Source organism: Oscillatoria nigro-viridis PCC 7112 (assembly GCF_000317475.1).
GTDB lineage: Bacteria > Cyanobacteriota > Cyanobacteriia > Cyanobacteriales > Microcoleaceae > Microcoleus > Microcoleus nigroviridis.
Window position 1 is genome coordinate 79566 of sequence record NC_019729.1, and the last position, 25501, is coordinate 105066.

Annotated in this window: 29 protein-coding genes and 1 pseudogene; 11 read left to right on the top strand and 19 right to left on the bottom strand. The window is 45.6% G+C overall.

Translation table 11 applies throughout. The features are described 5' to 3' along the window. Window positions 1-71 precede the first annotated feature (71 nt). Entirely contained in the window at window positions 72-215 is a 144-nt protein-coding gene (locus tag OSC7112_RS39160; RefSeq protein ID WP_190274306.1) for a hypothetical protein, read from the bottom strand. Window positions 216-428: 213 nt separating this feature from the next. Here OSC7112_RS39160 and OSC7112_RS00335 point away from each other — a divergent pair, with 213 nt between their 5' ends. Both OSC7112_RS00335 and OSC7112_RS00340 read left to right on the top strand, forming a co-directional pair. Next, a complete protein-coding gene (locus OSC7112_RS00335; RefSeq protein WP_015174049.1) occupies window positions 429-632 on the top strand; it encodes a hypothetical protein in 204 nt (67 codons plus the stop codon). Window positions 633-850: 218 nt separating this feature from the next. Next, the gene (locus tag OSC7112_RS00340) at window positions 851-1702 is read left to right on the top strand and encodes an Npun_R2479 family HD domain-containing metalloprotein (RefSeq protein ID WP_015174050.1); all 852 of its coding nucleotides are present in this window, start codon (window positions 851-853) and stop codon (window positions 1700-1702) included. A gap of 245 nt (window positions 1703-1947) precedes the next feature. Here the strand turns inward: OSC7112_RS00340 and OSC7112_RS00345 are convergent, their stop codons facing one another. The 10 genes from OSC7112_RS00345 to OSC7112_RS00395 all read right to left on the bottom strand — a co-directional run bounded on the left by OSC7112_RS00345 (window position 1948) and on the right by OSC7112_RS00395 (window position 8481). Next, the gene (locus OSC7112_RS00345; RefSeq protein ID WP_015174051.1) at window positions 1948-2463 is read right to left on the bottom strand and encodes a Fur family transcriptional regulator; all 516 of its coding nucleotides are present in this window, start codon (window positions 2461-2463) and stop codon (window positions 1948-1950) included. 124 nt (window positions 2464-2587) lie between these two features. Then, a complete protein-coding gene (locus OSC7112_RS40590) occupies window positions 2588-2890 on the bottom strand; it encodes a hypothetical protein (protein WP_071883958.1) in 303 nt (100 codons plus the stop codon). Window positions 2891-3243: 353 nt separating this feature from the next. Next, window positions 3244-3450, bottom strand: coding sequence for a hypothetical protein (locus OSC7112_RS39165; RefSeq protein ID WP_041622294.1), 207 nt, complete (start codon window positions 3448-3450; stop codon window positions 3244-3246). After that, window positions 3447-3941 (bottom strand): photosystem antenna family protein, encoded by a 495-nt coding sequence (locus OSC7112_RS39170; RefSeq protein ID WP_041622295.1) that lies wholly within the window; start codon window positions 3939-3941, stop codon window positions 3447-3449. Before OSC7112_RS39170 ends, OSC7112_RS39165 begins: the two co-directional genes overlap by 4 nt. Window positions 3942-4489: 548 nt before the next feature. Further along, the gene (rpaA, locus tag OSC7112_RS00370) at window positions 4490-5227 is read right to left on the bottom strand and encodes a two component system response regulator RpaA (RefSeq protein ID WP_039886887.1); all 738 of its coding nucleotides are present in this window, start codon (window positions 5225-5227) and stop codon (window positions 4490-4492) included. Between the two features lie 596 nt (window positions 5228-5823). Continuing rightward, a complete protein-coding gene (locus OSC7112_RS00375; protein ID WP_015174052.1) occupies window positions 5824-6786 on the bottom strand; it encodes an FTR1 family iron permease in 963 nt (320 codons plus the stop codon). Between the two features lie 116 nt (window positions 6787-6902). Continuing rightward, the gene (locus tag OSC7112_RS00380) at window positions 6903-7337 is read right to left on the bottom strand and encodes a ferritin-like domain-containing protein (RefSeq protein ID WP_015174053.1); all 435 of its coding nucleotides are present in this window, start codon (window positions 7335-7337) and stop codon (window positions 6903-6905) included. A 116-nt stretch (window positions 7338-7453) separates the two neighbouring features. Further along, on the bottom strand, window positions 7454-7927 hold the full coding sequence (locus tag OSC7112_RS00385) for a hypothetical protein (RefSeq protein ID WP_015174054.1): 474 nt from the start codon (window positions 7925-7927) through the stop codon (window positions 7454-7456). 72 nt (window positions 7928-7999) lie between these two features. Next, window positions 8000-8170 carry a hypothetical protein gene (locus tag OSC7112_RS39175; protein ID WP_015174055.1) on the bottom strand — a complete coding sequence of 57 codons (171 nt, stop codon included), beginning with the start codon at window positions 8168-8170 and terminating at the stop codon, window positions 8000-8002. Continuing rightward, window positions 8158-8481 carry a hypothetical protein gene (locus OSC7112_RS00395; protein ID WP_223300726.1) on the bottom strand — a complete coding sequence of 108 codons (324 nt, stop codon included), beginning with the start codon at window positions 8479-8481 and terminating at the stop codon, window positions 8158-8160. Before OSC7112_RS00395 ends, OSC7112_RS39175 begins: the two co-directional genes overlap by 13 nt. 632 nt (window positions 8482-9113) lie before the next feature. On the opposite strand from OSC7112_RS00395, the gene OSC7112_RS00400 reads away from it, so the two are divergent. The 3 genes from OSC7112_RS00400 (at window position 9114) to OSC7112_RS00410 (ending at window position 11609) form a co-directional block, all read left to right on the top strand. Further along, the gene (locus tag OSC7112_RS00400) at window positions 9114-10043 is read left to right on the top strand and encodes an energy-coupling factor ABC transporter permease (protein WP_015174057.1); all 930 of its coding nucleotides are present in this window, start codon (window positions 9114-9116) and stop codon (window positions 10041-10043) included. After that, window positions 10036-10692 carry an energy-coupling factor transporter transmembrane component T family protein gene (locus OSC7112_RS00405; RefSeq protein WP_015174058.1) on the top strand — a complete coding sequence of 219 codons (657 nt, stop codon included), beginning with the start codon at window positions 10036-10038 and terminating at the stop codon, window positions 10690-10692. Before OSC7112_RS00400 ends, OSC7112_RS00405 begins: the two co-directional genes overlap by 8 nt. Window positions 10693-10874: 182 nt before the next feature. Beyond that, the gene (locus OSC7112_RS00410) at window positions 10875-11609 is read left to right on the top strand and encodes an energy-coupling factor ABC transporter ATP-binding protein (RefSeq protein ID WP_015174059.1); all 735 of its coding nucleotides are present in this window, start codon (window positions 10875-10877) and stop codon (window positions 11607-11609) included. A gap of 115 nt (window positions 11610-11724) precedes the next feature. Here OSC7112_RS00410 and OSC7112_RS00415 read toward each other — a convergent pair whose 3' ends face one another. Then, window positions 11725-12729 (bottom strand): ion transporter, encoded by a 1005-nt coding sequence (locus tag OSC7112_RS00415; protein ID WP_015174060.1) that lies wholly within the window; start codon window positions 12727-12729, stop codon window positions 11725-11727. Between the two features lie 385 nt (window positions 12730-13114). Between OSC7112_RS00415 and OSC7112_RS00420 the strand changes: the two genes are divergently transcribed. Continuing rightward, window positions 13115-14122 (top strand): 2-hydroxyacid dehydrogenase, encoded by a 1008-nt coding sequence (locus tag OSC7112_RS00420; RefSeq protein WP_015174061.1) that lies wholly within the window; start codon window positions 13115-13117, stop codon window positions 14120-14122. 196 nt (window positions 14123-14318) lie between these two features. Continuing rightward, window positions 14319-14756, top strand: coding sequence for a CAAD domain-containing protein (locus OSC7112_RS00425; protein WP_015174062.1), 438 nt, complete (start codon window positions 14319-14321; stop codon window positions 14754-14756). Window positions 14757-14897: 141 nt separating this feature from the next. Here OSC7112_RS00425 and aroA read toward each other — a convergent pair whose 3' ends face one another. After that, window positions 14898-16253: a 3-phosphoshikimate 1-carboxyvinyltransferase gene (gene aroA / locus OSC7112_RS00430; RefSeq protein ID WP_015174063.1), complete on the bottom strand. Its 1356-nt coding sequence runs from the start codon at window positions 16251-16253 to the stop codon at window positions 14898-14900. A 438-nt stretch (window positions 16254-16691) separates the two neighbouring features. On the opposite strand from aroA, the gene OSC7112_RS00435 reads away from it, so the two are divergent. After that, a complete protein-coding gene (locus tag OSC7112_RS00435; protein WP_015174064.1) occupies window positions 16692-17195 on the top strand; it encodes a hypothetical protein in 504 nt (167 codons plus the stop codon). Between the two features lie 54 nt (window positions 17196-17249). Here the strand turns inward: OSC7112_RS00435 and OSC7112_RS39180 are convergent, their stop codons facing one another. Both OSC7112_RS39180 and OSC7112_RS00440 read right to left on the bottom strand, forming a co-directional pair. Then, window positions 17250-17423, bottom strand: a complete 174-nt coding sequence (locus OSC7112_RS39180) for a hypothetical protein (RefSeq protein ID WP_190274307.1) — start codon at window positions 17421-17423, stop codon at window positions 17250-17252. Window positions 17424-17435: 12 nt separating this feature from the next. Beyond that, window positions 17436-17915, bottom strand: a complete 480-nt coding sequence (locus OSC7112_RS00440; RefSeq protein WP_041622830.1) for a hypothetical protein — start codon at window positions 17913-17915, stop codon at window positions 17436-17438. A 448-nt stretch (window positions 17916-18363) separates the two neighbouring features. Here OSC7112_RS00440 and OSC7112_RS00445 point away from each other — a divergent pair, with 448 nt between their 5' ends. From OSC7112_RS00445 to OSC7112_RS00455, 3 genes are all read left to right on the top strand, one after another. Next, entirely contained in the window at window positions 18364-19041 is a 678-nt protein-coding gene (locus OSC7112_RS00445; RefSeq protein ID WP_015174066.1) for a hypothetical protein, read from the top strand. Between the two features lie 335 nt (window positions 19042-19376). Then, window positions 19377-19676, top strand: a complete 300-nt coding sequence (locus OSC7112_RS00450) for a putative quinol monooxygenase (RefSeq protein ID WP_015174067.1) — start codon at window positions 19377-19379, stop codon at window positions 19674-19676. 113 nt (window positions 19677-19789) lie between these two features. Then, window positions 19790-20599 carry an MOSC domain-containing protein gene (locus OSC7112_RS00455; RefSeq protein WP_015174068.1) on the top strand — a complete coding sequence of 270 codons (810 nt, stop codon included), beginning with the start codon at window positions 19790-19792 and terminating at the stop codon, window positions 20597-20599. A gap of 11 nt (window positions 20600-20610) precedes the next feature. Here OSC7112_RS00455 and OSC7112_RS00460 read toward each other — a convergent pair whose 3' ends face one another. From OSC7112_RS00460 to OSC7112_RS00475, 4 genes and pseudogenes are all read right to left on the bottom strand, one after another. Then, window positions 20611-21822, bottom strand: a complete 1212-nt coding sequence (locus OSC7112_RS00460; RefSeq protein WP_015174069.1) for an RNA-guided endonuclease InsQ/TnpB family protein — start codon at window positions 21820-21822, stop codon at window positions 20611-20613. Window positions 21823-22012: 190 nt separating this feature from the next. After that, a pseudogene (locus OSC7112_RS00465) lies at window positions 22013-22477 on the bottom strand (Uma2 family endonuclease); the annotation flags it as partial. Window positions 22478-22517: 40 nt separating this feature from the next. After that, complete coding sequence (locus OSC7112_RS00470) at window positions 22518-23387, bottom strand: hypothetical protein (RefSeq protein WP_015174071.1); 870 nt, start codon at window positions 23385-23387, stop codon at window positions 22518-22520. 75 nt (window positions 23388-23462) lie between these two features. After that, window positions 23463-25136 (bottom strand): methyltransferase domain-containing protein, encoded by a 1674-nt coding sequence (locus OSC7112_RS00475; RefSeq protein WP_015174072.1) that lies wholly within the window; start codon window positions 25134-25136, stop codon window positions 23463-23465. Window positions 25137-25501: the final 365 nt, after the last annotated feature.

Below are 25501 nucleotides of genomic sequence, written 5' to 3' on the forward strand. Positions count from 1 at the left end.
AATATAGTGATTTGGCTGTATCCGCACTGAAAGTCCCTTCCCCTCTGGGGGGACGGGATGAATGAAAATAGTTATGGGTAAGTGAGGATACCAGACTCTGTATTGTACACGACGCGAGTTTCTTTGGCAAGAAATTTGCGCGACCCGCGCTCAAACTTCCTTTCTTGCTGCCAGTTGTCCGGGGGCGATCGCAACGGGCGAATGGTATGTGACATCCTATAATTTAGGCGCAACTATGATGATTGTCACAGCCGTCAGAAAAATTTATGACGATCGCCATATCGCGCTTTTTCGATCGAATTACCATTGTTTAGGAGAGGCGCATTAACTCCAGCCTGCGATCGCATCACAGTCTATAGCCGATCTACATCACATAAAGTTATCTAAAATTGCCGGATAATAAGAAATCTACATTGAGTTGACGGCAGATGACAACCAAAGCTTATATTCCTGAATATAAAATTTCCGAACTTTACTTGAACATTTGGAAATCCGGTAAGATCGATCGGACTGTGTTCCAACAAATTCAATACGCAATTAATTCTCACAGTTTAAAAAGTTCAGAGGAGCGAAAAATTGTCAGCAGGCTGCTGTATGCAGTACGGCGGGGATGGGTGTCAGTGATGGACTGAGTTACTTGGAAATTTTGAGTCATGGCGAGAGATTGCTGCGTGACTCCCCGGGCGTAGCTGCGTCAATGAGTTTTGAGATTGCCACCCACCTGCCACCCACAGAGCACAACCCACAGGGGGTGCATGAGTTGTAAGCTAAAATATCCTCCATAAAATGAGAGGACTCCCCAATAGATGCACCGCTCTTAAAAGTAAATATTAAGGTAAAAGGACAGGGTATGTTTAATTCTACAGAACTGCTGATTGAGGCTTTCATAGAACAACTTCAGAACGGTTACAGCCGCACTTATGGAGGCTACAAATCAGACTATGCTGACATTATTGCCTGGGTGGGGGCAATGGCGTTAGAAAACATTGCCAACAGCGACGCTCTTTATCACAATGTAGAACACGCCATTTGCATTAGCTTAGTCGGTCAAGAAATCTTGCGGGGAAAACACATTCGCAAGGGCGGAGTTTCCTGCGAAGATTGGCTGCACTTCATCATTTCTTTGCTGTGTCAAGACATCGGATATGTCAAAGGAGTTTGCCGGCAAGACCAAGAATCAGAAGGATTGTATGCTACGGGAAAAGATGGCATGAGAATTGCACTTGCTCCCGGTGCAACCGCGGCTAGCTTAGCTCCTTACCGAGTTGACAGAGCTAAATTGTTCATTGACGAGCGCTTCGGCAACCACAAGCTAATTAATGCGGAGATAATTAAACAGAATATAGAACAGACTCGTTTCTCGGTGCTTGACGGTAACACTGACGATGATGCAGTTAATTACTCTAGTTTAGTGCGCGGTGCTGATTTGATCGGTCAGCTAAGCAACCCGCAATATTTGCAGAAAATTGGCGCGCTGTTTTACGAGTTGGAAGAAAGCGGTGCTACTAAAGTTTTGGGCTATCGACATCCGGGCGATTTGCTGCAAAGCTACTCTAAGTTTTACTGGAGTGGCATTTATCCTCACATCAGCGAATCTCTAGGTTACTTGCAGTTGACGCAGGAAGGCAAACAGATTGTGGCTAGTTTGTACGCTAACATATTCCGGATGGAACACCAACGTGGCGATTCTGAGGTTGCTTGACGGAAGGATAAGGGAAATGCAGCAAGTTTTGAATGCGTGAGATTGCTTTCCTAATAATTTCTTCGCTAACATTCCTTGCAGCGGTATTAAGGGGAAGCGAAAGACGGCGAGTTTTTAATGGGTGAGATTGGTTTCCTAAGAATCACTTTGCTAGCATTACTTGCAACGCGATTTCCCTACCTGAGTTCAATAGTGACCAATTACCAATTACTAATTCCCCCTTACCCAAATGTATTTCATCCAACTCAACTAATTTCCTCCTCAATTTTTGAATGATATCTCGGACACAACCAATTACTCGGCACCAAAGAAGGCCATCCCTCCCGCAGCGCTTCCAAACAAACAGCTCGCACAGTTAATTGACAGTCAAGCAGTTCGACCCCAGCTTTTTCAACTTGCTTTTTGCCAATTTTTAAAATGGATTCATCGCTAAATTCAAAGGTTTTGTGACACTGAATGCAAACCAGGTGGTGGTGGTGGTGCAATTCGGGAAAATTCAGTTCGTAATGTTTGTGCCCTTCTGCTAATTCTAGTTCACGCAAAATTCCAATTCTTGCTAATAAATGCAGGGTTCGGTAGACAGTAGACAAGCCTATTCGTTCTCCTTTATTCTGCAAAGTCCTGTATAACTCTTCCGCACTTAAATGATTGCCTTGTGGCAGATTTTGAAAGACGCTCAAAATAGTTTCTCGCTGGGGAGTTAGGCGGCAACCTCTCTGGTTGAGTTCGACTTTGAGTGAGTTAGCACTGTATAAATTCATGTCGGAAAAAATAAAAAAGTTGAACGATGATTGTCATGGATTATCTGTTATTTATTCGGGATATTTTTGAGATTCTCCTCAAGTATATTTTTCGCGATCATCTATCTAATTTTGGACTCCCCCTTTAGTCCAGGGTAATCTGATAGCCACCTATCCCTCTTGCTAAAAGTGGAACTGAAAAAGTTGTTTTCGGTATTGATGCGTAATTTTTGTGAAGTTTAGAGCAATGTTGCGGATCGGCCTTGGTAAAACAAGTCTTAGGTTCAAAGTCAGTGCAACCGATCGCATCTTCAATACAAGCAACGCACGGGCGCACTGTAAATGTGAGGCGGTAGTCCTTAGTAAAAAAATCCCAATAACAAGGAATTTGATACAAGCGCTTGATTTGATGCACTCCTTCTGGCAATGTTACTGACAGACTCCACAAAAATAATGAAAGTGGCGATACATAAATATTAGAAAAAGACAGTCATACGGTTATTGTCTCAAGGTTGACCGAAATCTGAACGGCGTTTGGAGGTGAAAAATAGGAATTGCACCATCGATTTTCTGTGTGTAACTGCGCTGTAACAGCGACGAAAGATTTTCAGCAACTGGGCGGATGAAAGTCTGTTTCGCAATTTCTAATTCTCCGGGCTGGCGATCGACCGATGTCAACGGCAAGCCGAGCAGTTAATTGACAAAACCTCGAACAATGGCATCTATACCAAAAAAATTTTCTAGCAGCAAATAGCCGAGAAAAGCAGCAGAGATGCCACCGATGGCAAAACCACTCGGGAATCAACTCCCATATTCGGGAGTTTTATGCCAATAGAATGACTTGTCTTGTTCCAGATTTGGGCGATCGCCAACACAAAGGGCGATCGCCCAAATCAAAATCAATGCCAGCGTCGCCAGCAAACCCGTCAGCCGTGTCAACCCTTTTTCCTGCAACCGAATCAACGCGGCAACTGATCCTACTAGGAAATCTCCGTCAGCTAAACTCATAAACCACCGAAATACATAGCTTTGGCCAACAAGAAGGTAGCGACACCCAGCAAAACTAGGCGGATGCCCAAGATGGTGGTCATTGTGTCTGCGTCTTCCCATGTGTAGCCAAAGAAAGAATTTCTTGCTTCGAGGGTGGCTGACCCTTTGAGGGAGTGAAAGATGCCGCCGAAGCCGACAAAGGCTGAGCTGATTAGGTGAATCGCGCCAACGGCGAAGTACGGATCGGTATCGACAATTTTGCCTCCCGCACCCCCGCCCAAGCCGAGTCTGGCTGGGTTTGGCAACAGGATTAAGCCTTGTTCGTACATGGGCAATGGTGGGTTAAAGCGGGAAAGCTCTAATAGGGTACAGGCTGCCGCCCACAAGACTATGAAGCCGGCGTGGGCGACGTGGGTACGGAGCCAACGGCCGGAAAGGTTGATTAAGCGGGCGTTGTCCACCCACCAGGGAAATGATGTTCCTTCGGCTGGGAAGGATTTTTTTGCCATGCTGGTCACGGCGATTTACCTCTTGAAAAAGATGCCAGGGGAGTTTTAAGCAATTACAGGTTATTGATATAGATAATCAACAATTTTAGTGCTTTCGTCAAGGGGTATTTGAGAAAAATTTTCACTGATTTGAGTTCAGGTATGTAAACGAGTAGGAAAAAACATCGTCATATCACGATTATGGCTGTTTTTGGCGCTTGACCGGAATTTTGCTTCTCGTTAGCAAAAATAGCAGCTAAAGGAATAGCTCTCAATTTATTGATAAATAATTTTATTAAGGAGTATGATGGCTAGAGTATTGTTTAAGTAGCGATCCAATCCTCTCGGAAAAGACTAGGTAGAAAAAGAAATCCGGTACTTTCCCATGGACAAGCTTCTCTAAAAGTACGGTTAGAGGGGGTGCGGGATTGTTTTTTTCCGAATCAAGAGAGTTAATGCCTACTTGTTGACATATTCATCTCAAACTCCAAACAACCAAGCCTGAGAGCATTTGCTCTCAGGCTTTTCTAGCGGAATTTTTAACTGCTTGTTGCATTTGGCACTCTAGCTCAAGCAGAGGATTTGGTTTCTTCAGCTACTTGCTCGTTGTTGGGTAACTCCAGGCAATACCCAGCCCCGTATACGGTTTTGATGTACCGAGGATGGCGGGGATCGGGTTCCATCTTGGTTCTCAGGTGTCTGATGTGTACGCGAATAGTTTCGATGTCGTCGTCGGGGTCGTAACCCCACACTTCTTTGAGAATTTCGCTGGGAGAGACTGTCTGACCGTGGCGCTGAAGCAAGCAGTGCAGCAACTCAAACTCTAGGTGGGTCAGTTTGACTGTCTGAGCGTACCAAACAGCTTCAAACCTTTCGGGGACAAGGGTCAGCGGGCCGTAATTCAGAATTTCGGAGTGTTTGGCAGCTTGGGGGATGCGGTCTGTGCGCCTTAGTAGAGCTCGCACTCTGGCTAGCATCTCTTCTAGTTCAAAGGGTTTGGTCAGGTAGTCGTCGGCGCCGGAGTTGAACCCTTCTACTTTGTCTTGAGTTTGACTTAAGGCTGTCAACATCAAGACGGGAATGTCTGAGGTGCGCTCGTCACGCCGCAAACGCTGACATACTGTGAATCCGTCTACTCTAGGCAGCATGAGGTCTAGCATGATCAGGTCGGGGAGCAGTTGTATTGCTAGTGCCTGACCTTTGATGCCGTCTTCTGCCTGGGTGACTTCGTAGCCAGCCATTTCTAGGTTGACGGCTACGAGTTCGGCGATCGCCGCGTCATCATCAATAACAAGTATCCGGGGCATCATTATTTATCTCACCGCTAACCGAATGGCAGATCCTACAGCCTTCTGGGGGTTCCAGGTAACTTTAACGAACAATTTTGTAATTTTAAGCTTCATTAAGGATTATAAGGTTGATTAAGAACTTTCGGTGCTCTGTAAATATTCTTGTACTAATTATAAGCCATAAGAGCGAATATCAGAAAACAGTTTGCCCCAAATCTTGCTGGGGGCAGATTCTCGGTCGGCAAGAACAGCCTTAACTTTTGCAGGGTGCGCCTGGGGCTTCACAGGATCGCCCTAACGGTAGTCCGCGTCTTCCATGACCCTGTTAACCGTTAACTGTAAATTTTTTAATTGAGTTAATTTTGCTTAAAAAATTTTTGTGCTTTTTGAGGGGTAGCGCTTGCTTTTTTGGGGTATTGACGGTATTATTAAATAATCTTAATAGAAGTATTTATAAAATAAATAAATAGTATTGCGAGCATTTAATGCGGTCGTATAAAAGTCAAATAATCAATCCCGCAACCTGAAAATTTTTGGTCAATTTTTTGCCTGTGGGGCTAATTTTTTTCTCGCCCTGGAAGCACCAAAATAACCGATAAAAACAGCTTGCATACCTACTGAGGGCGAGTTTCCGATCGAGCTGGCTGAGTATTTTGGTTGGGAACACTCGCCTTAGAGCCTAGTTTTTGGAAATAAAGACCGCCGATGGTGGCTAAGAATATTGTGTAAGCGGCTGCTTGGACGAGATAAAGTCGATCTCTGTATCCAAACAGTGCTTTGAGAAGCACTCCCGGAAATTGTCGATCGGGCAAAATTGCGGCTGCATTCCACACCATAGGCCCTAAAATACAAGAGTGGACTGGTGCGAGGCGATCGTAATAAAAACAAATCGCTGCATACTTGCTATTCATCTGCGACAAAATCCCAGCCGCTTGGTCAAAATGTTTGAGTGCAGATACTGCCAAACCTGCCACGATCAACAGCAACAAAATCCCCATAAACTTGAAAAACAGGCGAATATCAATTTTGACACCCCACTTGAACAGTAGCGCGCCAATGATTGCCGCTCCAGTCAAACCGCCCAAAGCTCCCAAAGCGGGACTCAAACCTTGTTGAAATTGAGCGCTGACAAATATAACTGTTTCAAAACCTTCGCGCAGTACCGCAATAAAAATTAAGCCAAATACGCCCCAGCCGGCCTTGCTATTTTCTGTCAAAGCTGCTGTAACTGCTCCTTCAACTTCTGCTTTGAGAAAGCGAGCTTGCTGAGTCATCCAAATTAGCATCCAGCTTAGCATTGCGATCGCCACAAGCCCCAACACGCCCTCTAATAGCTGTTTAATTACTGGTGCGTAAGGCTGCTCTGATGTTGATAGTGCTGCCAGCAATCCATTGAATAGAGCGCCCACAAAACCGCTAGCAGCAATGCCGGCTGCGACACCTGCATAAACCCAAGAATTGAGGTGAGTTTGCTCGGCTTTTTTGAGGCAAGCTAGTACAATCCCGACGACTAAGGCGGCTTCTACGCCTTCGCGCAGGGTAATTACAAAAGTCGGTACAGCTTCGCTAAAATTCATTTTTTATAATTATGGGGCATGGGGCATGGGGCATGGGGGATGGGCATGGGGCCTCGGTCATTGGTCATTGGAAATAACAACTCACCACTAACCAACAACCAATAACAATGATTAAATCAACTATAATCCCGCAGCATTTTTTTCAATTCTACTTGGTGCAATTCTTCTTGTCCAATTAGATTGCGGGCATATTCTTCCAAATAAACGCTGGAGTCAGTCACAACTTCAAGTAAAGATTTATACTTTTTGAGCGCTTTTTTCTCGTGATTTAAACTTTCTTCCAACAAGTCTTTCACCGAGTGTTTGTAGGTTTCTTCGATGGGAGCAATTTTCTGACTGGGATGCCCCTCTAAACCGGTGAGAATTTCTCCTGCTTGTTGGGCGTGGAGTAGGGATTCCGTTGCTTGTGCTTTAAAAAACTGCACGATGGGAATCCGGTTTGGTCCAGTCACCATTAGTGCATAGTGAGTGTAGCGCACGACACCTGCTAGTTCCCATTCCATGATGGTGCATAGCAGTTCCTGAGTTCTTTTTTCGTCAAGTTCTTTCATTTGTTGTTTTAGATGTAGAATGCCTTAGAGGGCGCTTTTTATAATATCACATTTAAGTTAAAAATGAAAAGTAAGGTGCTGATGGCGCGCTTTACCGGAGAGATGTTGTATGTGAGCTAGGGGTTAAATTCTAAGGTTCCCGTAGGATCAAAGACTACAGTAAACTTAGCGACTGGTGCTGCACTGTTACTGCTGCTAGTTTCGGAAGATTTCAGCAGATTTGGCAAAGGAGTTTCTTTGGTGTAATCCTTGGCTGGTTGATTGAGCGGCTCGAAATTGCCGTAGCTTGCGGGGCGGAACGCCATCGCCCCATCTTGACTTGTACTGACTCGATAGACTAGATTTTGATTGAACTTAGGGCTAGTTTGCCAACTTCGATCGATGCGATCGTAGACTTTTAGATCTAACTCATCTAGTTTTACGCGATCCGTAATTTCTGCTGTCTGATTTGTTGCATCCACCGCCTGAACTTCCTGCTGGCCTGCTGATAGAAGTACAGCTTGGAGATTATAATCTGTAGGGCTACTCGCAATAGCCGTTTCAGTAGAGGTATTAGTGAAACGTACAACGTCTGGAGACTTGTCAGGCAAATTTTTGGGGTTGTCAACAGCTAAACTGGAATTATTTGCAGCCGGAACCGCACTGTTACTCGCAATAGCTGGTTAGCCCACCCCCTTAGCAACAGCATTAGCGGGATTTTGCCCCTCAATTATCAAAGACTTGAGGTGAAAACCGCGAAACTTTTCTTTTTGGCTAACGCGCCACATTGCGATGGGAAAAGCCATAAAGAAAAGAGTTAAAACTCCGACGCTAACCCAAACTATTTTGTGCATCTCTCTGGCGTTGACCAAAAGGCTAAAGTACGCATTTGTGGCAAGATTTTATCGGCAACCTGCTGCAAGGGAAAAGCCAAGTGTCCCGTATAAACCATTACCACTAATGCCAACATTGCACCCATGCCGTGAAGGGTTCCCATCCAGCGCTGCCAAGGGCTCGGATGCAGTAGGTTAACTAAAGGTAAAAACAGAAATAAACCAGCGGATAAAAAGCTAAGTCCGTAGACAGACACTTGATCGATATCTAACTGTTTGGGAAATTCAGATGGAACTAAATCGGTAGTTGAGTCTTGGGTTGAGTGCTGCACCACTGGCAAACCTCCTGTCGGTTGTGCGGAAAATTACTTGAGAATAAGCGCATTAGTATTTTGAGTTTCTTGATAATGCAGATCGTGCGGGCAAAGCCGATCACACTTTGGCGCGAGTGACAACTGCCAACCTACTACTAAGTATATTGAGTCGCAATAATTCGCACTTTTTAGTTTCTACAACACGCAATTATTTGGGTTTTACTGGCTATCTGCTAATTTCACTGCTGCGATCTTTAAAAATTTAATGCTATTTATTATCAACAGTTCAGTGTAAAGCCAATGATAGAATTTCAGTAAATTCTTTATATTTTTTTAATACTTTTGTTTGAGCTTGACGGTGAATTCAATTTTGCAGTTGAATCCGTAAACAAATATTGATAATTTTTATCAAAAAGCTTGAATGTGCGAGTTGTTTGTAAAATATCCGAATAATTCTTCAGGATGATTTAATGTAAAATTTCTCATCCTCAAAATTCTGCTTTTGAGGCGCTAATCTATATGGAATAAGCGATCGCCCGCCGCCAATCCCCCGATCGCTCGATCGCATTAATGCCCCCAGAGGGGGTTTTAAATTTTTGTAAAAAATAGTTGACTAAAGAGTTGGAAGTTCTCTCGTTTGGGATACATGAATGCACATACCTGATGGTTTCCTTTCACCGCCAGTAGCCATTGCCACCGGCATAGCAAGTGCAGCAGTAATTGCAGTTGCCTTAAATCGAACCCGCGCCAGTCTTGGACTTCGACAAGCCCCAATCATGGGCTTAACTACAGCTTTCGTGTTTGCAGCCCAGATGATCAACTTTCCCGTAGCCGGCGGCACCAGCGGCCACTTGTTGGGAGGGGCGCTCGCATCCGTCGTGTTGGGGAGCCCTTGGGCGGCAACTTTAGCGATGAGCACAGTTTTTATAATTCAGAGCGTCTTGTTTGCCGACGGGGGCATCACCGCCTTGGGAGCCAATATTTTTAACATGGGGCTAGTTGGGATTTGGGTGGGCTGGTGGCTGTTGCAGCCATTGCAGCAACTCTTGGGAGGTTCCAGAAATCGTTTGCCCCTAGCCGCGGGCCTCGCCGCCGCCCTCAGCGTCGTGGCTGCTTCGATTTGTGTGGCGATCGAACTGGCAATTTCTGGTACAGTAGGACTCAATATCGCATTGCCAGGAATGGTAGGCGTACATATTTTAATTGGCATTGGCGAAGGGGTAATTACAGGCGGCGTTTTAACTTATCTCGTCAAAGTGCGGCCGGATTTACTGCCGGGAGAACAGCCGCAATTGCAGAAATGGGTAGTGCCAGTAATCGGAGTGTTATTAATTTCCGGGGTGCTTTCGCTGTTCGCTTCAAGTTGGCCTGACGGGTTAGAAGCGGTAGCCGAAAAATACGGCTTTAAAGATAAAGAAGCTGTGGCGATCGAAAATCCCACTCCTTTAGCAGATTACACAGTTAAAGGATTAGAAGAACAGCCTATTGGTACTAGCATTGCTGGACTTTTAGGATCTGCCTTCAGCTTCGGCGCGGCTTTTGGAATTGCTCAGTTGGTGGTAAAACCTAAAGATGTCTAAACTCTCCATACCTTTTCGATTGCGAGTGTCTCTCACAATTGTGATTGGCATGGGCTTTCTGAAGACAGGCGCTTGGCTGTGGCTGGGAATTTATGGGGCGATCGCACTTTTTTGGTCGTTTCGGCTCAGGGCTCCGGTGCGAACCCTAGCGCAACTGTTGGGAGCAGAATTGCTTTTTCTCTCGTTATTAGTGCTGCCCCAAGGTTGGGAACGCGCCAGTTTTCTGTTGCTGCGTTCCCTAATTTGCCTGCTAATTATGAACAGCTTCCTGCTAACTTTGCCACCCCACAGTTTCGGAATCGCCCTCAAAGGATTACCCCTACCAGCAGGTTTGCAAGAGATTGTACTTTTAACAGGACAATACTTAGAAATCCTGCTGGCCGAAGTCAACCGCATGAAAATATCTGCCCAACTCCGGGGCTTGTCCGGTACCGGAGGATGGCTGCGTTACGCCAGTGCTTCCATGATCGGAGCGCTTTATTTGCGAAGTCTCGATCGGGCAGAAAGAGTACACGCAGCCATGCTAATTCGCGGCTATCAAGGAAGTTTGCCCGCCGACTCAAAATCGACACCTAAAGAGCGACTCTGGCTGACAATAACAATTTTAATAGTAGCCGGATTAACAATAGCTTCTTACGGTTATTCGTAATTGGGCATTGGGCATTTAACTGGTTCCCCGGCTCTGCCTGGGAATCGATATCCAGTGGCTCTGCCTCGCTTCTTGCGGAGGAAAATTGCAGGCAAAGCCGACAGATCTGCGTTCCCAGGATCTGCCTGGGAACGAGTTGAAATTATTCAATCTCAAATCTAAAATCTCAAATCTAAAATCGGATGACTAATCTCAAATCCGCACCAACAATCGAAGTGCAAGACTTAATATTTGGCTATCCCGAACAAAAGCCAATATTGCGGGGAATTTCTTTTAGCTTGCAACCGGGAGAAAGAGTTGCTCTACTAGGCCTGACAGGTGCTGGTAAAAGCACTTTGCTCGAAAACTTGATCGGATTAAAAATGCCTCAAGCGGGCGAGATTAGAGTGCAGGGAAAAAAGCTGGAAGAGGCGACTTTATCGCAGGCGCGCAGGCAGATTGGATTTTGCTTTCAAGATGCTAACGACCAGCTATTTATGCCGACTATTTTAGAGGATGTCATGTTTGGGCCGCGCAATTACGGAGTGCCGCCGGGAGTTGCGCGCGATCGAGCTTTATCGCTATTAGACGAATTTGGTTTAGTAGAATTTGCCAACCGTTCGGCCCACGAACTTTCGGGAGGTCAAAGAAGATTAGCAGCCTTGGCAGCAATTTTAGCATTAGAGCCGGCAATTTTAATCTTAGATGAGCCGACTAACGGACTCGATCCGTCGTGGCGGCGTCATTTGGCTAAGGTTTTGTCCCAATTGCCGATCGAGGTAATTTTGATCGCGTCCCACAATTTGAATTGGATCGGGAAAACGACTCAAAGGGCGTTAGTTTTGGCTGACGGTCAGATTCAGGTCGATCGAGAAACGCAAGAATTGCTAAAAGATCGATCGACTCTTGAATATTACAATTTGCCGCCTGATTGGTAATTAGCCATTAGTCATTCCTGCCGTAAATAAAGCCGTCATAACTGCAAGCTAGTGCTTTATTTATGAGCTATTTGCTGACTATTCTGTCGCAATTAAAGGCAATATATAGCTGTAATTAAAGCTCGAATTTGCGAACAGCCTCATTGTACAGATGAATAGCTAAATCGCAAATAATTTGTTCATTTTTAAAGTCACTTCCTAACTTCTGTTTCGCCGTTTGAACACACATTTTCATCAACTCGGATGAACTTTCGACGTGCAGCGCGATCGCCCTTTGCTTTTGTTCAAAACCGACCTCGATTTCCGCGAGCCTTTTGACCGCTTGAAAATTCGCAGATTGCTCTAAATTTGCCGCCATTTTTTCCTGCTTTTTCCTTTGCACTTCCTCGGAAAAACCCGCAGCAATGAGTCCTGCAGGTAAAGCAAAAATTCCGATTCCCAAAAATGCTAATATTGCTCCTAAAAATTTCCCTAAAGGAGTGATTGGATAAATATCACCGTAACCGACAGTAGTTAATGTCACAACTCCCCACCACATTGCATCGGGGATGCTCGCAAAAGTTTCTGGATGCGCCTCGTTTTCAACAAAATACATGACGCTAGAGGCAAATATTAACAGAATAAAAACTGCAAAGGCAGTGGCAATTAACTCCTCTTTTTTAGCGTACAATACTGCTCCCAGAGTTCTGAGAGACTCTGAATAACGGCTCATTTTTAGCAACCGCAACAAGCGCAGTAGGCGAATTAAATTAACGAAGCTTAAATTAGGAAATAACAGCAATGAGTAAAACGGTAAGATTGAAATTAAATCGATCAGACTTAGCGGTGTAAGACCGTATCTCAATCTTCCCCAAAACGGGTGGCTGTATCTGCTATCGACTGTACACACCCACAACCTCAAAAGATATTCTATGGTAAATACTAAGGATGAAACAATTTCGATATTTTCCAAGATTAGCTGTTGTTCTTGCGACAATGTAGGTGAAGTAGAAGCAATAAAAGCTGCGACGTTGATCGCAATTAAACAAGTGATAAAAATATCGTCGGCTAAACTGTAAAAATTGCCGAGTTCGGATTTTTCTAAAATTGCATATATTTGACTTTTGATTTGTTTCGGCATCTGATTTTCTCCTAAAAAATGAACAATTAACCCTCGCGCTTTACTACAGTCTAAGCAATTAGATTCAAAAAATTAAGCAGGAGTTAGCCTGGGAGCATCTCAATGAAAGCAGCCCTCCGCTAGAAATAGGAGTTAGGAGTCAGGAGTCAGAAGCCAGGAGAAAAGAGTCAGAAGTCAGAAGTCAGGAGCCAGAATCAGTATTTTTACAAATATGAGATGCTCCCGTTAGCCTAAAGTTAAAAATTGGTTTCTTCAGAGAGGCTCTTGTTACGAAATTCAATATTTATCAGGGAAAGTGGGTTGTTTGGGGCAACGGCGTTCTAGTAAAATTTAGAGTTGATCTGGAAAGAATTTCCAACTATTACTGGGTTTGCAGGCAAAAATCATGAAGGTAGCCGTATTCAGCACCAAATCCTACGATCGCACATTTCTGGAAGCAGCGAATGTCGGCGGCAAACACGATTTAGTTTTTTTTGAACCGCGTCTGAACCTGGAAACCAGCGTTTTGGCTGCTGGATTTCCGGCAGTCTGCGCGTTCGTGAACGACTCGTTGGACGCGAAAACGCTGCTGGGCATTGCCGAAAAAGGCGTCCGCTTGCTGGCCCTGAGATCGGCGGGATTCAATCACGTCGATTTAGCAGCAGCGAGGGATTTAGACCTAACTATACTGCGAGTTCCGGCTTATTCTCCCTACGCAGTGGCAGAACACGCAGTCGCTTTGATTTTGTCCCTCAACCGCAGAATCCATCGGGCCTACAACCGCGTCCGCGAAGGCAATTTCGCCCTAGACGGCCTGTTGGGTTTTGACCTCCACGGCAAAACGGTGGGAATTGTCGGAACAGGCAGAATTGGCGCAATTACTGCCAAAATTCTGCACGGATTCGGGTGTCGCCTGGTGGGATACGATGTTTACCAAAATCCGGATTGCCTCGCCCTAGGCATGGAATACGTCGCACTCCCGGAACTGTTCGCCGCCTCTGATATTGTCAGCCTCCACTGTCCGCTGATACCGGAAACTTACCATTTAATCGGTGCAGAGGCGATCGGGCAAATGAAACCGGGGATGATGCTGATCAATACCAGCCGCGGTCAGTTGATTGACACTAAAGCTGTTACCAAAGCACTGAAATCTGGTATAATTGGCTACCTCGGCTTAGATGTTTACGAACAAGAGACGGATCTGTTTTTTGAGGATTTGTCAAATCACGTCATTCAAGACGACGTTTTTCAGCGTTTGCTGACTTTTCCAAACGTCCTGATTACCGGACACCAAGCTTTTTTTACCGAGGAAGCTTTGAAAAATATCGCCGAAACCACGATCGGCAACATCACCGACTTTGAACAAGGACGCCCTTGCCCCAATCAAATCGACCTCGATCGACTGAAAAAATGAGTCAAAAGACCGATTTGGCAGCGAAGGCAATTGTTTACAATCAAGTCATATCGTTATTTTTGCTTGCAATTTGTGAGACTCTGCCTTAGTCTCATCAATTAGTCCCTGCAGCGCGGATGCTGTGCTAATTGCCGGAGAATTATACTGGCAGCAATTCACAGCCTGCAATTTTACCTGACAACGGAGTAAGTATCCAATGACACAAGCTAACTTTTCGGACGAGACACAAACAATCACTGAAGTGGTGAGAGTAGATCTGGTGGAGGACAAACCGGGGGTCATGACTACAGTGACAACCACAGAAACACCGACGAGCCAGTTCCAAGATATTAAAGACCAAGTTATTACAATTTTGTCAGAACTTCCAGCCTATCTCTCTAATTTTTTTGCTGACTACCAAAGGCCCCTCATAACTGTTGGTTTAATTTTGGCAGGCGGTATTAGTATTAAGGTAATGCTGGGAGTTTTAGGTGCTCTTAACGATGTCCCTTTGGTAGCTCCAATTTTTGAGTTGATTGGCATGGGATATACGGGTTGGTTTGTTTACCGCTATCTGCTCAAGGCTTCCGATCGCCAAGAGTTGTTAACGGAAATTGATTCTTTAAAAGAACAAGTTGTAGGTAAAGATTCTTAAACGGATGTTGAAGGAAGGGGGAAGAGGGAAGACGGAAGAAGGAAGAAGGAAGAAGGAAGAATGAGGATTTTTCCCGCTCTCCCTTCTCCAAATCTCGGACTCCTCCCTCTCCCCCTCTCCCTTTCTCCCACTCTCCCGCTCTCAATTTGGATGGCAAACTTGTTGCAAAGTGGCGGTAAAGTCGGGGTAGGAAATGGCAGCAGCTTCTGCCCGGTGAATGTTAGTAATACCTGTGGCATTGAGGGCTGCGATCGCCAAACTCATCGCTATTCTGTGGTCGGTGTAGCTGTCAACATCCGCGCCGGTCAAAGGAGTTCCCCCGGTAATTTCTAAACCGTCGGGTAACTCGGAAATTTGAGCTCCCATGCGGTTGAGTTCCGCAGCAGTCACGGCCAGCCGATCGCTCTCTTTGACGCGCAACTCGGCCGCATCTCGAATTATTGTAGTACCGGACGCAAAGACCGCCGCTACGGCCAAAATCGGAATTTCGTCAATCAGCCGGGGAATTAAGTCGCCCGCAATGGTGCATCCCCGCAATTGGCCGGAACTGCGAACCAAAATATCCGCTACAGGTTCTCCGGCGGCCTCTCGCTGATTTTGCAGTTCAATGTCGGCGCCCATCATTTCCAAAGCTTCCAAAATGCCTGTACGAGTTGGGTTGACGCCGACATTTTCGACTACGAGTTCCGAACCGGGGACGATCGCCCCAGCAACTAGCCAAAATGCCGCCGAACTAATATCCCCCGGTACAATCACATTCTGTCCTTGCAGTTGTGTCGGCCCAGTAACTGTCACGCTGCAAGTTTCTGGATCGACGCTCAATTGGGCTCCAAACGCTCGCAGCATCCGCTCGCTGTGATCCCGCGACAGAGCGGGTTCTGTGACTGTAGTTTCTCCGCTTGCCATCAAACCGGCGAGCAAAATGCAAGATTTAACTTGAGCCGAGGCGATCGGAGAATGGTAGTGAATCGGTTTTAACTGCTGTCCCAGTATCGCTAAGGGAGCTAAAGAATTACTTTTTCGGCCCCAAATTTGCGCTCCCATTTGTTGCAGCGGTTTAATGACGCGCGACATGGGGCGCGATCGCAGAGAACTGTCACCCGTTACCGCATAAAAACGCCCCGGATGAGAGGCTAAAATTCCCAACATCAGCCGCATCGTCGTGCCGGAATTGCCCGCATCCAAGACTTCCACAGGCTCCTCTAAATCGCCAATTCCGACGCCCCGGACTGTCACCCGTTCCGCGTTGAGTTCAGAAACTTTGGCTCCCAGAAGCGAGAAACATTTAGCCGTGCTGCGGGGGTCTTCTCCTAGCAGCAGTCCCTCAATTGTAGTTTCACCTCGGGCGATCGCACCCAACATCAAAGCTCGGTGAGAAATCGACTTATCGCCCGGAACTCGAATCCTCCCCGCCAGCGACAAGCCCGAGGCAGGTTTTTGAATTCTTAAAGTTTGGCTTTTGTCAAGAAGCGTAGTAGTTATAATGTCAGCTTGCATTGAGATAAACTATGATTGGATGGCGTTAGCTATCCTACCTTTTTCCCAGTCCTAAGTCAGTCGTCTTTTGTACGGCAGGCGGGTTTTTTCCCAATGTGCCCGGTTAACTTAAAGGCTGATTAAACTCGCCCGGAGACTCGGCTGTCACTTGTCGGCGACACGGGAGTGCGGACGCAACGGCACGGATTTCACTTTAATTTCATCTTAATTTTACCAATATTATCCGTGTATCTGCTTAGATTTCATCTACCGCTCTCAGTTATCGACCAGATGATTGAATTGTGACTAAACAATTTTCGATTTTCGATTGCCAGTTGTAGATTTTGCATTTTTTTAAGCAAAAGCTCCGGAATTTGGAACTCAGCTAATCTAAAATCTAAAATCTAAAGCTTAAAATCTCAAACCGCCCGATCCACAACAACTCCTACACTTTTGTTTATGCTGACGCATCACCGCAAGCCTGTAAGTTTATCGCTGGTATCCACAGATTTACCGTTGTGGTCAGTTGTTGAAACCGCTGGTACGCTTTATCAAAAAGACCGCGATCGCTTTCACTTGTTGTTGCACGAACCAGCAATAATCGATCGCCAATTTTCCGATGGCTCCGACGAATCTGCCGAGCAAGTTACAATCTTGCCCCCAACTACAAAACCCCGGTTGCTCTGGCTAGAAGTTTCGCCCTATCGAGTCATTATGACCATGCAAGGAAACGGCAAATACAGTTACCGCCACTGCTGGGAACGAGGAATGTACGGGCTGAGCCGTTATTGGCTTCAGGGCGAATCGCTGGCGACTCCCGAACAGTTGCGACTCCGCAACTTCACTCGCAACTTGACGCTGACAGGAAAGCCGGAACCGGAACACTTGCGGTTAGAATATGAGTTGTGGTCGGAGAAAGTGCAACTCGGTCGCTATATTTTGAATCTAGAAATTCATCACTAAACTGGGTAATGGGTAATGGGGAATTAGTAGATGCTATAGCCTTTCTCAGGTAAATTAGGTGTTCCCGGCCAAATAGGGCATCGGCCAAATAGGGCATCGGCCAAATAGGGCATCGGCGCTTCCTTGTCTTTCTCCGAATTCTATAGCGCGTACCTCACTTCCTTGAATACCGCTATAGATGAAGGCGATGCCTTCCTCAAACTCAAAACTCACGCATTCAAAACTCAAAACTCTTAGCGTTTAGCGATTGCTCTTACAATAATTAATCAGTTTGCTAGTCAAAGCGTCTTGATTTGCGGCTGCTTGATTCGCCTGTTGGCCGGCTCTAATAATATCTGCTTGAGCTGTTTGGATTTGCTCTCGACCTTCTATACTTGTAGAAGCGAGATTTCCAGCCTGAAGACTTTTGCTTATGTCGCCGAGTGCTTGACTAATTTCCTGGAAGGATTTAACCGATGGCTTCTGAATTTCTTTGAGGGTTGGATCTGTTATTCGCAGAGCCTCAAGTTCATTCGCTATCAGGTTAAAATTTTTAGCTAAATTGTCGGTAGTTGCAGCATCATTCCTGTCTTTATCAACATCAATGAGAGCGTTGCCTTTGTTGACAATTTTAGTAAACTTAGTACACTGGACAGCTCGGCTATCGCTGCAACTAACCGTCAGCGTACAGCAAGCAACAACTATCAGCAGGATGGCAATCTGTTTGCGAAAAAAGTACATGAATCCTCGGTTGCAAAAAAAAGTAGATTCTGGGATTTTGTCGTAGAGTGCGTCACTCGATTGTCGATTGTCGATTGTCGATTTTCGATTTAGTTGCGACATAGAATCAAAGGAGCTGGAACTTTGGTCTAAAATTAGGGATTGTCCACAAGGCGAGTGTACGCGGCACAGTATCCGTTTTTGGGTGTGTCAGCGGGTCGATCGATATATCGACTGTCGAAAAACTTTACTCGATTGTCGATTGTCGATTGTCGATTTACTTGGGACATAGAATCAAAGGAGCTGGAACTTTGGTCTAAAATTAGGGATTGTCCACAAGGCGAGTGTACGCGGCACAGTATCCGTTTTTGGGTGTGTCAGCGGGTCGATCGATATATCGACTGTCGAAAAACTTTCGCGGCATTCAGACACGCTCTACTAAGCTAAACTACGTACCTGTTTAGGAACTATGGTCAAAAACAGCAATAACCTAAAAAAGGGAAGCATTTGGGGATATCTTACCCTGCTTTTGCCTATTTCCTTGACGGCGGTTGCCAGTTTCGAGTCGGGAAGGATGTTTTGGGCGATCGCCACCACAGCGGGCATTGCTTGGGCTTGCAGGCTCTACCAGCAGCAGCAAAAACATAAACTCGCTCATTTAGACTCGGTTTTCTACAAGTTGATCAAGGAAAATCAAGGGCGAGTGACGGCTTTGGATTTGGCGATGAATGCGAAACTCCCCGGAGAAAAGGTTCAAGAGTATCTCGACGAACGAGCTTCTGAGTTTGCCGCAGATTTTGAAGTGACGGAACAAGGCGGAATTTTGTATTATTTTCAAATAGCTCCAACTGTCAATCACAGCGAAACACCTAATGCGGGAATAGCTGTTCAAGAGCCTGCCACAAATCGGGAAAAAGCACAAGATAAAAAACCAAATTTATTCCCCATTCCTCAAACCAAGACTCCTGAAAAGCCCAAAATCTCTTTTACCCAGACGGAACTCTCCCGCAGGTTCAAAGTTCACGCAACTACGATCGGCAAGTGGAAACTTAAGCCGGAGTTTGCTCAGTGGAGCCGGGAAAAAGATCCAGAGGATCTCGCCTGGGAATATTCTACAGAAAAAAAGCGATTTTATCCCAAAGATTGAGTTCCTCCGGTATTCGCCAAAATATCTCAAGAAACCCGGTTTATACGACGCTCTGCGCTTAGTAACGAAGAATTTGGGAAGAAAGCGGGTTTCTGAAATATGAGCGCGTCCTGGACTAATTTTACTGCGGTTGACCGCTAGCATCCAGGATACAAGCCCCCGGATTCATCCGTGGGGTTAATTCTAAAATCTAAAATCTAAAATCTAAAATCTAAAATCTAAAATCGATTGACCGATCGACCTGTGTAGGTTATTTTAAGTAAAATCGTGTTTTGCTGAGTCTGCCAAACAAAAATCGGTAAATTCGATCGTCCTATCGGTGACTTTTTTCTCCTATGTCCAAAACAACCTTGCGAGTAGTCGCCCGCCTCGTGGCGTTTCCCGACAAAGTAGCAGAACTTAAATCTCTGCTGCTGAGCATTATAGAACCAACTCGCAAAGAAAAAGGCTGCATTAAATACGAACTCCTGCAAAATCAAGCCGATCCCACAGATTTTACCTTTGTTGAAGAGTGGGAAAGTGCAGATTTGCTCGATCTACATCTCGGTTCAACTCACATTCAAGACGCCGTGCAGAAATTAGACGGTTTGGCCGTTGGGCCTCCAGATATCCGCCGCTATGAATTGTTAGCTTAATCGGGTTTTTATAGCAATTTGATTAAGGTTTTTGAATTAGCTTGACCCCCTAGCTCCCCTTAGTAATGGGGGGAAAAGTGAAAGTTAAAATTGTAGTAAATTCATAAAATTTTATGACATTAGCAACAATAAAACAGTTATTTATTTATCCAATTAAAGGGCTGACACCGCAAGAAATGTCGGAGTTTGCTTTAACAGCAGGACACGGAATTAAGGGCGATCGAGCTTTTGCCTTAATGTTTGCAGATAATCTGGAAGCTGCAAAGATGCCCGCCCAAAATGTCCCTTGGATGAGCAAAAAAAATTTTGCGGTTCAAAACGATTGGCCTCTGTTAGCAGCTTTAGAATGTGATTATCAACCGGAAACGGCCGTTTTAACAGTCAAGCGTGAAGGAGTTGCAGTGTTATCGGCAGAAACGAACACAACAGCGGGGCGCGATCGCATCGGCAGTTTTTTCACAGAATATTTGGCGGCAATTGAACCCACAAAAGAAGCGAGACACCCGCAGTTTGCACCTTTGCAATTAGTCGGCGACACCAGCGGCGAAACTCGTTATCCCGATCGAGAACCAGTACACATTTCTTTACTCAGTCAAGCCACATTAGACCAATTAACAGAAATTGCTGTTCAAAACATTGACGTGGGCCGATTTCGCCCGAACATTGTGTTAGAAGGTATGGCAGCTTGGTCAGAATTTGAGTTGATCGGAAAACAGTTTCAATTAGGCACGGCGCGCATAGAAGTTACAGCACGAATCGGTCGCTGTGTCAATATAGAAGTGAATCCAGAAACGGGCGATCGAGATATTTCCCTACTCAGTTTACTCCAAAAGGAATTCGGTCACGCACAAACTGGAGTTTTAGCCAAAATTATCAACAGCGGCACTGTTAAAATCGGCGATGTTTTGACTTCTGATTATTGACACTCTCCTGGCTAAAGCCGAGGAGATTCTTGATTCGCAGAATCGACTTGCCGGTGCAGAATTACTTCAACATCGGTAGCGGTCAATTCTCCACAAGCGTTCGGATCTAAGATCCAAGTTCCGACGTGCCCCGCCGTACTCAATCCCCGACTCAGGATATTTTTAGCTGCGTTCCAGTCACGATCTAATACGCATCCACACCGACAAGCGTGGGTTCGCGTTGAGAGACTTTTCTTAACAATTGTTCCGCAACTAGAGCATTCTTGACTTGTTCCGTTAGCTGGTACGGCAATCGTAATTCTTCCGAATACTTTGCCAAAATATTCCAGCCAAATTCGGAACATATACCAAGAAGCGTCGTTAATCGATTTTGCCAGACAGTGATTCTTCACCATATTTTTAATCCTCAAATCTTCGTAGACTACACAGTCGTTAGACTGGATGACGCATCTTGCCAACTTCACGGCAAAATCTTTACGCTGTCTGCTGATTTTGAGGTGGCGCTTCCCTAGAATCGCTCTAGCTTTTTTCCGGTTTTGCGAACCCTTGACTCGTTTTGAAACTCGTTTTTGGGATTTCTTCAACCTGCGTTCTCCCTGGCGGAGGAAACGCGGGTTATCAACTGCAACGCCATTTGAGTCAGTGTAAAACTCTTTAAGTCCTACATCTAACCCGATGGTGTTACCCGTGATTTCAATCTTTTCAGAACGGTCAACTTGAATGCAAAACTGGACATAATATCCGTCTGCCCGTCTCACCAAACGTACTCGTTTGATTTGACTGCGCTGAGAGAAATGTAAGTCGCGCGTTCCTTTTAACTTGAGCTTTCCGATTCCTTGCTTGTCGGTAAAAGTGATTGATTTCCGGTCGTCTGCCAGACGCCAGCCCGTAGTTTTGTACTCGACGGAGCGGTTGTGTTTCTGGAATTGCGGGAATCCTTTTTTTCCTGGGACTTTCTTTTTACAGTTGTCGTAGAATCGGGAGATTGCCGACCACGCTCTTTCTGAGCTCGATTGTCGAGCCATGCTATTCAATTCGTCGCAAAACGGAAATTCCTTAGCTAAAACAGCGCTATACTTGTTCAATGCGTATTTATCAACTTTTTCGTTTTCCATCCAAAACCGCAGTGCTTTGTTTCGGATGAACTGCACTGTTCTAATTGCTTCGTCTACAGCGTCAAATTGCTGTTTTTTCCCGTATGCTTTGAACTCAAAAACTAACATGACTTCGACCTCATCACGATAGTCTTATGCTACCAGAGTCGGCTTAATATCCCTCTAGTTGTTCACCCAGATTTACATGGTTTTACTTGACAGCGCCATCCTGAGAGCTCAGAAAATAGACTGGGAGGCTAAAGCCTCCTTGTCCCTTTCATCCCCGGACTAAAGTCTCGGGGTTTTCAGGGTATTATTTATAATACGGAATCCGCACGATCCGCTCATATACCCAAAACTTCCCAGGCCTTTGCGCCGATTCGACTTCTGAGTACGATAGTGGGGTTGTGTCCCGCTCTTGTGAACCGTCTCCCGATGCGAACTCCAAAGCAATCATCGGAGCCATGAATTCCCGCCACAGCACGTAAGAGCGACGAATCTGATTTCCTAGTCTGGGTGGCACGTTCGGCACGTAGAACCAATCAGGAGCTTCTGCTCCCTTTTCCAGCGGGTCAGTTTCTCGCCAGTAGATGCCACAGTCTTGCCCTATAGCATATTGCCCATCGGGATGAAGCCCTTGCAACACCGACCCGATAGAATCAGTCAAAATAATGCTCTGGGGATGCTCCTGAAAATTCTTCACAAAAGTGCCATCTTCCTCTGGCAGTTGAGTGTGGTCGGGGAAGGGAGAGGGAAGGACAATCTTTTCAGTTGCCGGGGTCATGCTACCTCTCAAGTATTGCAGCTTACCTGAATATTTTAACTCATCCTGCTTCCGGCACTCTCACCTTATTACCAATCAAGTTCAGAAAACTCGCTCCAAAATGTTGAATCTCCAAAAAATTAGCATAAGCAGGAGTTGACTTGTAAACTCTAAAAGTCCGCATAATTCCTAAAGTCGCCGCGCTTTCCAGCGGGCCGATAAAGCTAGTATCCCTATCCAAAAAATGAGACTGCTTAGCCCAGTGTGCCATCTGTTCCGCATTCAAAAAATAGCAGCCGGAATGAGGATTCAACGCCCGCTCGAAAGCGATTGTTTGTTCCATGATTTTTCCCATTAACTGCCGCTGCTCCTCTACATTTTGAAACGGAGAAGTCGCTGAGTCTGCTAAATCACCATCAACATATGCTTTAAAAACCGCGCCTTTAGGCGAGATTTCATAGCGATTAGGTTGCAGCAAATTGGCATTTCCTCCGTGATGCGTAAACCACTTTAATTTACTAAAAAACCACGGATCGTGCAGAACTAAATCATCTTCCAAATAACAGAAATAATCGTATTTGTTAAGACACGCTCGCAAAACTGCTTGACACTCAAACCCCAACAGCAGCGGTTCGCATTTTGTAGCGTGGTGCATAAAACATCTGGGCTGCACTGGGAGTTGAGGCAACAGATGATAACCTTGAGTAGTGCAAACAACAATGTCAATTTCGTGCTGTTGAGATTGATTTGCTGGGATAGTTGCACATTCGCTAATATCAATCATGGACTGAGATTTGCCGTACAAAGCTTGCAGCGATGTCACGCAAGCGGTTAAAGCATTTAGTCGCGGTTGCGGATCGTTTCGCTGGGAAGCGTGTTTCCCGTCGCCGCTGGGATTGTAAAAGTGAGCAATAGTGAATAGAATTCGCATTGGTGTGGAGTAACAATTAGAAATTAAACAATAAAACAGAACGATCGCACAATAACCCTCTAAATCTTACCGCATTTAGTCACCAAATAACTCCGGCAGGCGATCGCGCAGCTCAGCATTTAAACGCGGCAACTCGTCTCGCATTTGTAAGTACCAATCTCGCCGCTGCCGGTAGTGCCCGCACAGCAAGCGGTTGTCCCGCACCCATTCGTAAGCATTCGCGGCTATTTCCCGGCGCCGAGAAGTGTCAGATATCAGCGAATTTAGTTTGGTTTCAAACTCTTTTTCATATCTATAAATCAATCCGGTTTCACCTTCGACAATCGAATGTTCGTACACGGTCGGACTTGCCAAAACCGCTACTCCCCGCGCTGCACATTCAATAAATTTTAAGTCGGATTTCGTTTCGTTAACCGGGTTGGAAACAAGCGGGAGCAAAGCTATATCGCAACTGTACATAATTTCTTGATACCGTTCGTAACTGCAAAATGGTTCAAATTCTTTTTGCTGTATTTCCAACGCTTCAAAAAATCTGCGGTCGTGGATTACTTTAACTCGAATCCGGTGCTTGTGTGCGATTAAAACTCGATTGAGCGCTGCCATAATCGGCTGCCAATCTTTTTCGCGGTTGAGCGCGCCAAAAAAGATGGTGACGGTATCTTCTGCCGGGTAAATTCGCGGCGGAGGTAGATAGGCTAATTGATTGGGAAATACGGCAACATTGGGATTGTATTGTCGCAAAATTTTTGCTAGCGGTTCCGTAGAAGTTTGAACGCAGTGACAGCCGCGGTAGCTGAGGTAATTATTGTCGGCGTATTCGCGGCGGCGGACGGGATTGTCGTCAATTTCAGCTACTATTAAATAGCCTTGTTGCAGGAGTTCTTTGAGTTGGGGAATATAGCCGGGATATTGCATGATTGTCCGCTGCCAGATGAAGACTTTTTCTTCTCCAGACAGCGGCGGAACTAATTCTGCTGTTTTCACGGCGGATACTGTGCGGACACCGGGAATTGTAGCGCTAAATTTGTCCGGTTCCAAAACTCGCACGCGATCGCACCCTGTAGGAGCCATAATGATAGTCTGAATCAGCAGTCTGCGCGCAGGTACGGCCGATTTGGTCGATCGCGCGATATAATGTTCAGCACCTGTTTCCGTAGCAAAGCTGCTCGATGTGAGCTCTAAAGCATTTACCATTGGATTGAGCAATTCCTGAAAGCGGACAAAATTTTCGGTTTTGTGTCCCTTTCCTTGAAATTCATAAACCTGCAATCCGGCTCGAGCAAATAGTGATTTAATACTTTCTAGGGTAAACCAGTGCTGCATCTTACTGTCGGGATTCTCCCACTGTCCCCGCAACAGATTGACAATCCGCCGCCAGTATTGAACGTTGGGGATTCTGGCGAGAATTTGCCCCTCTGGATTCAGCAAAGCAGTGTACTGCTTGAGGACTTCCCAAGGGTTTTTGAGATAGGGTAGCAAGTCGCCAAAAATTAAGCAATCGACGGTTCCGGGAGCGATGTCGAGACTTTCGATGGCAATTTCTTCAATATCGGCTACCGTCACCCAGTTTAGCCGATCGACCGCAATTTTAGCTTTTTCTCGATCGCATTCAATGCCAATATACTGACAATGAGGATTGATCGGCTTGTACTCTTGGCCCATCGCACCCGTACCGCAGCCAATTTCAACAATGACTTTAGCATCCGGCGGTAGCAGCTTCAACAGGTCGTGGTTGACGCGATCGATCACTTTGTCTAAAATTCCTGATTAGTTGATCGTAAAATAAAACAGAGCAACCCATGCCGACAGACAACCAGCCGAAGGTTAGCATTGCGATGCCAGTATACAATGGCGATCGGCACATTTGTCAAGCACCAAATTTTCTGTTGCCAACTCTTTCTCTTCCCTCTCTTCTCTTCCTCTGCGTTCTCTGCGCCCTCTGCGGTTCATTTAATCTTATTCACCCATCCTACAAGGATTGCTATATCTTAGCAACTATCGAGCAAAATTATAATTTATTCTCAACCCATACCCTCATTTAGCGCGATTGAGGAACTCCATTAATTCTGCTTTTTTCCCAAAAATCAACACAACAATTTACTGAATACAGTATC

Bases quoted from the DNA above. Each gene is read 5' to 3' on its own strand.
- OSC7112_RS39160 (WP_190274306.1), bottom strand. From the start codon at position 215: ATGTCACATACCATTCGCCCGTTGCGATCGCCCCCGGACAACTGGCAG.
- OSC7112_RS00335 (WP_015174049.1), top strand. From the start codon at position 429: ATGACAACCAAAGCTTATATTCCTGAATATAAAATTTCCGAACTTTAC.
- OSC7112_RS00340 (WP_015174050.1), top strand. From the start codon at position 851: ATGTTTAATTCTACAGAACTGCTGATTGAGGCTTTCATAGAACAACTT.
- OSC7112_RS00345 (WP_015174051.1), bottom strand. From the start codon at position 2,463: ATGAATTTATACAGTGCTAACTCACTCAAAGTCGAACTCAACCAGAGA.
- OSC7112_RS39165 (WP_041622294.1), bottom strand. From the start codon at position 3,450: ATGAGTTTAGCTGACGGAGATTTCCTAGTAGGATCAGTTGCCGCGTTG.
- OSC7112_RS39170 (WP_041622295.1), bottom strand. From the start codon at position 3,941: ATGGCAAAAAAATCCTTCCCAGCCGAAGGAACATCATTTCCCTGGTGG.
- rpaA (WP_039886887.1), bottom strand. From the start codon at position 5,227: ATGCCCCGGATACTTGTTATTGATGATGACGCGGCGATCGCCGAACTC.
- OSC7112_RS00375 (WP_015174052.1), bottom strand. From the start codon at position 6,786: ATGAATTTTAGCGAAGCTGTACCGACTTTTGTAATTACCCTGCGCGAA.
- OSC7112_RS00380 (WP_015174053.1), bottom strand. From the start codon at position 7,337: ATGAAAGAACTTGACGAAAAAAGAACTCAGGAACTGCTATGCACCATC.
- OSC7112_RS39175 (WP_015174055.1), bottom strand. From the start codon at position 8,170: ATGCACAAAATAGTTTGGGTTAGCGTCGGAGTTTTAACTCTTTTCTTT.
- OSC7112_RS00400 (WP_015174057.1), top strand. From the start codon at position 9,114: ATGCACATACCTGATGGTTTCCTTTCACCGCCAGTAGCCATTGCCACC.
- OSC7112_RS00405 (WP_015174058.1), top strand. From the start codon at position 10,036: ATGTCTAAACTCTCCATACCTTTTCGATTGCGAGTGTCTCTCACAATT.
- OSC7112_RS00410 (WP_015174059.1), top strand. From the start codon at position 10,875: ATGACTAATCTCAAATCCGCACCAACAATCGAAGTGCAAGACTTAATA.
- OSC7112_RS00415 (WP_015174060.1), bottom strand. From the start codon at position 12,729: ATGCCGAAACAAATCAAAAGTCAAATATATGCAATTTTAGAAAAATCC.
- OSC7112_RS00420 (WP_015174061.1), top strand. From the start codon at position 13,115: ATGAAGGTAGCCGTATTCAGCACCAAATCCTACGATCGCACATTTCTG.
- OSC7112_RS00425 (WP_015174062.1), top strand. From the start codon at position 14,319: ATGACACAAGCTAACTTTTCGGACGAGACACAAACAATCACTGAAGTG.
- aroA (WP_015174063.1), bottom strand. From the start codon at position 16,253: ATGCAAGCTGACATTATAACTACTACGCTTCTTGACAAAAGCCAAACT.
- OSC7112_RS00435 (WP_015174064.1), top strand. From the start codon at position 16,692: ATGCTGACGCATCACCGCAAGCCTGTAAGTTTATCGCTGGTATCCACA.
- OSC7112_RS00440 (WP_041622830.1), bottom strand. From the start codon at position 17,915: ATGTACTTTTTTCGCAAACAGATTGCCATCCTGCTGATAGTTGTTGCT.
- OSC7112_RS00445 (WP_015174066.1), top strand. From the start codon at position 18,364: ATGGTCAAAAACAGCAATAACCTAAAAAAGGGAAGCATTTGGGGATAT.
- OSC7112_RS00450 (WP_015174067.1), top strand. From the start codon at position 19,377: ATGTCCAAAACAACCTTGCGAGTAGTCGCCCGCCTCGTGGCGTTTCCC.
- OSC7112_RS00455 (WP_015174068.1), top strand. From the start codon at position 19,790: ATGACATTAGCAACAATAAAACAGTTATTTATTTATCCAATTAAAGGG.
- OSC7112_RS00460 (WP_015174069.1), bottom strand. From the start codon at position 21,822: ATGTTAGTTTTTGAGTTCAAAGCATACGGGAAAAAACAGCAATTTGAC.
- OSC7112_RS00470 (WP_015174071.1), bottom strand. From the start codon at position 23,387: ATGCGAATTCTATTCACTATTGCTCACTTTTACAATCCCAGCGGCGAC.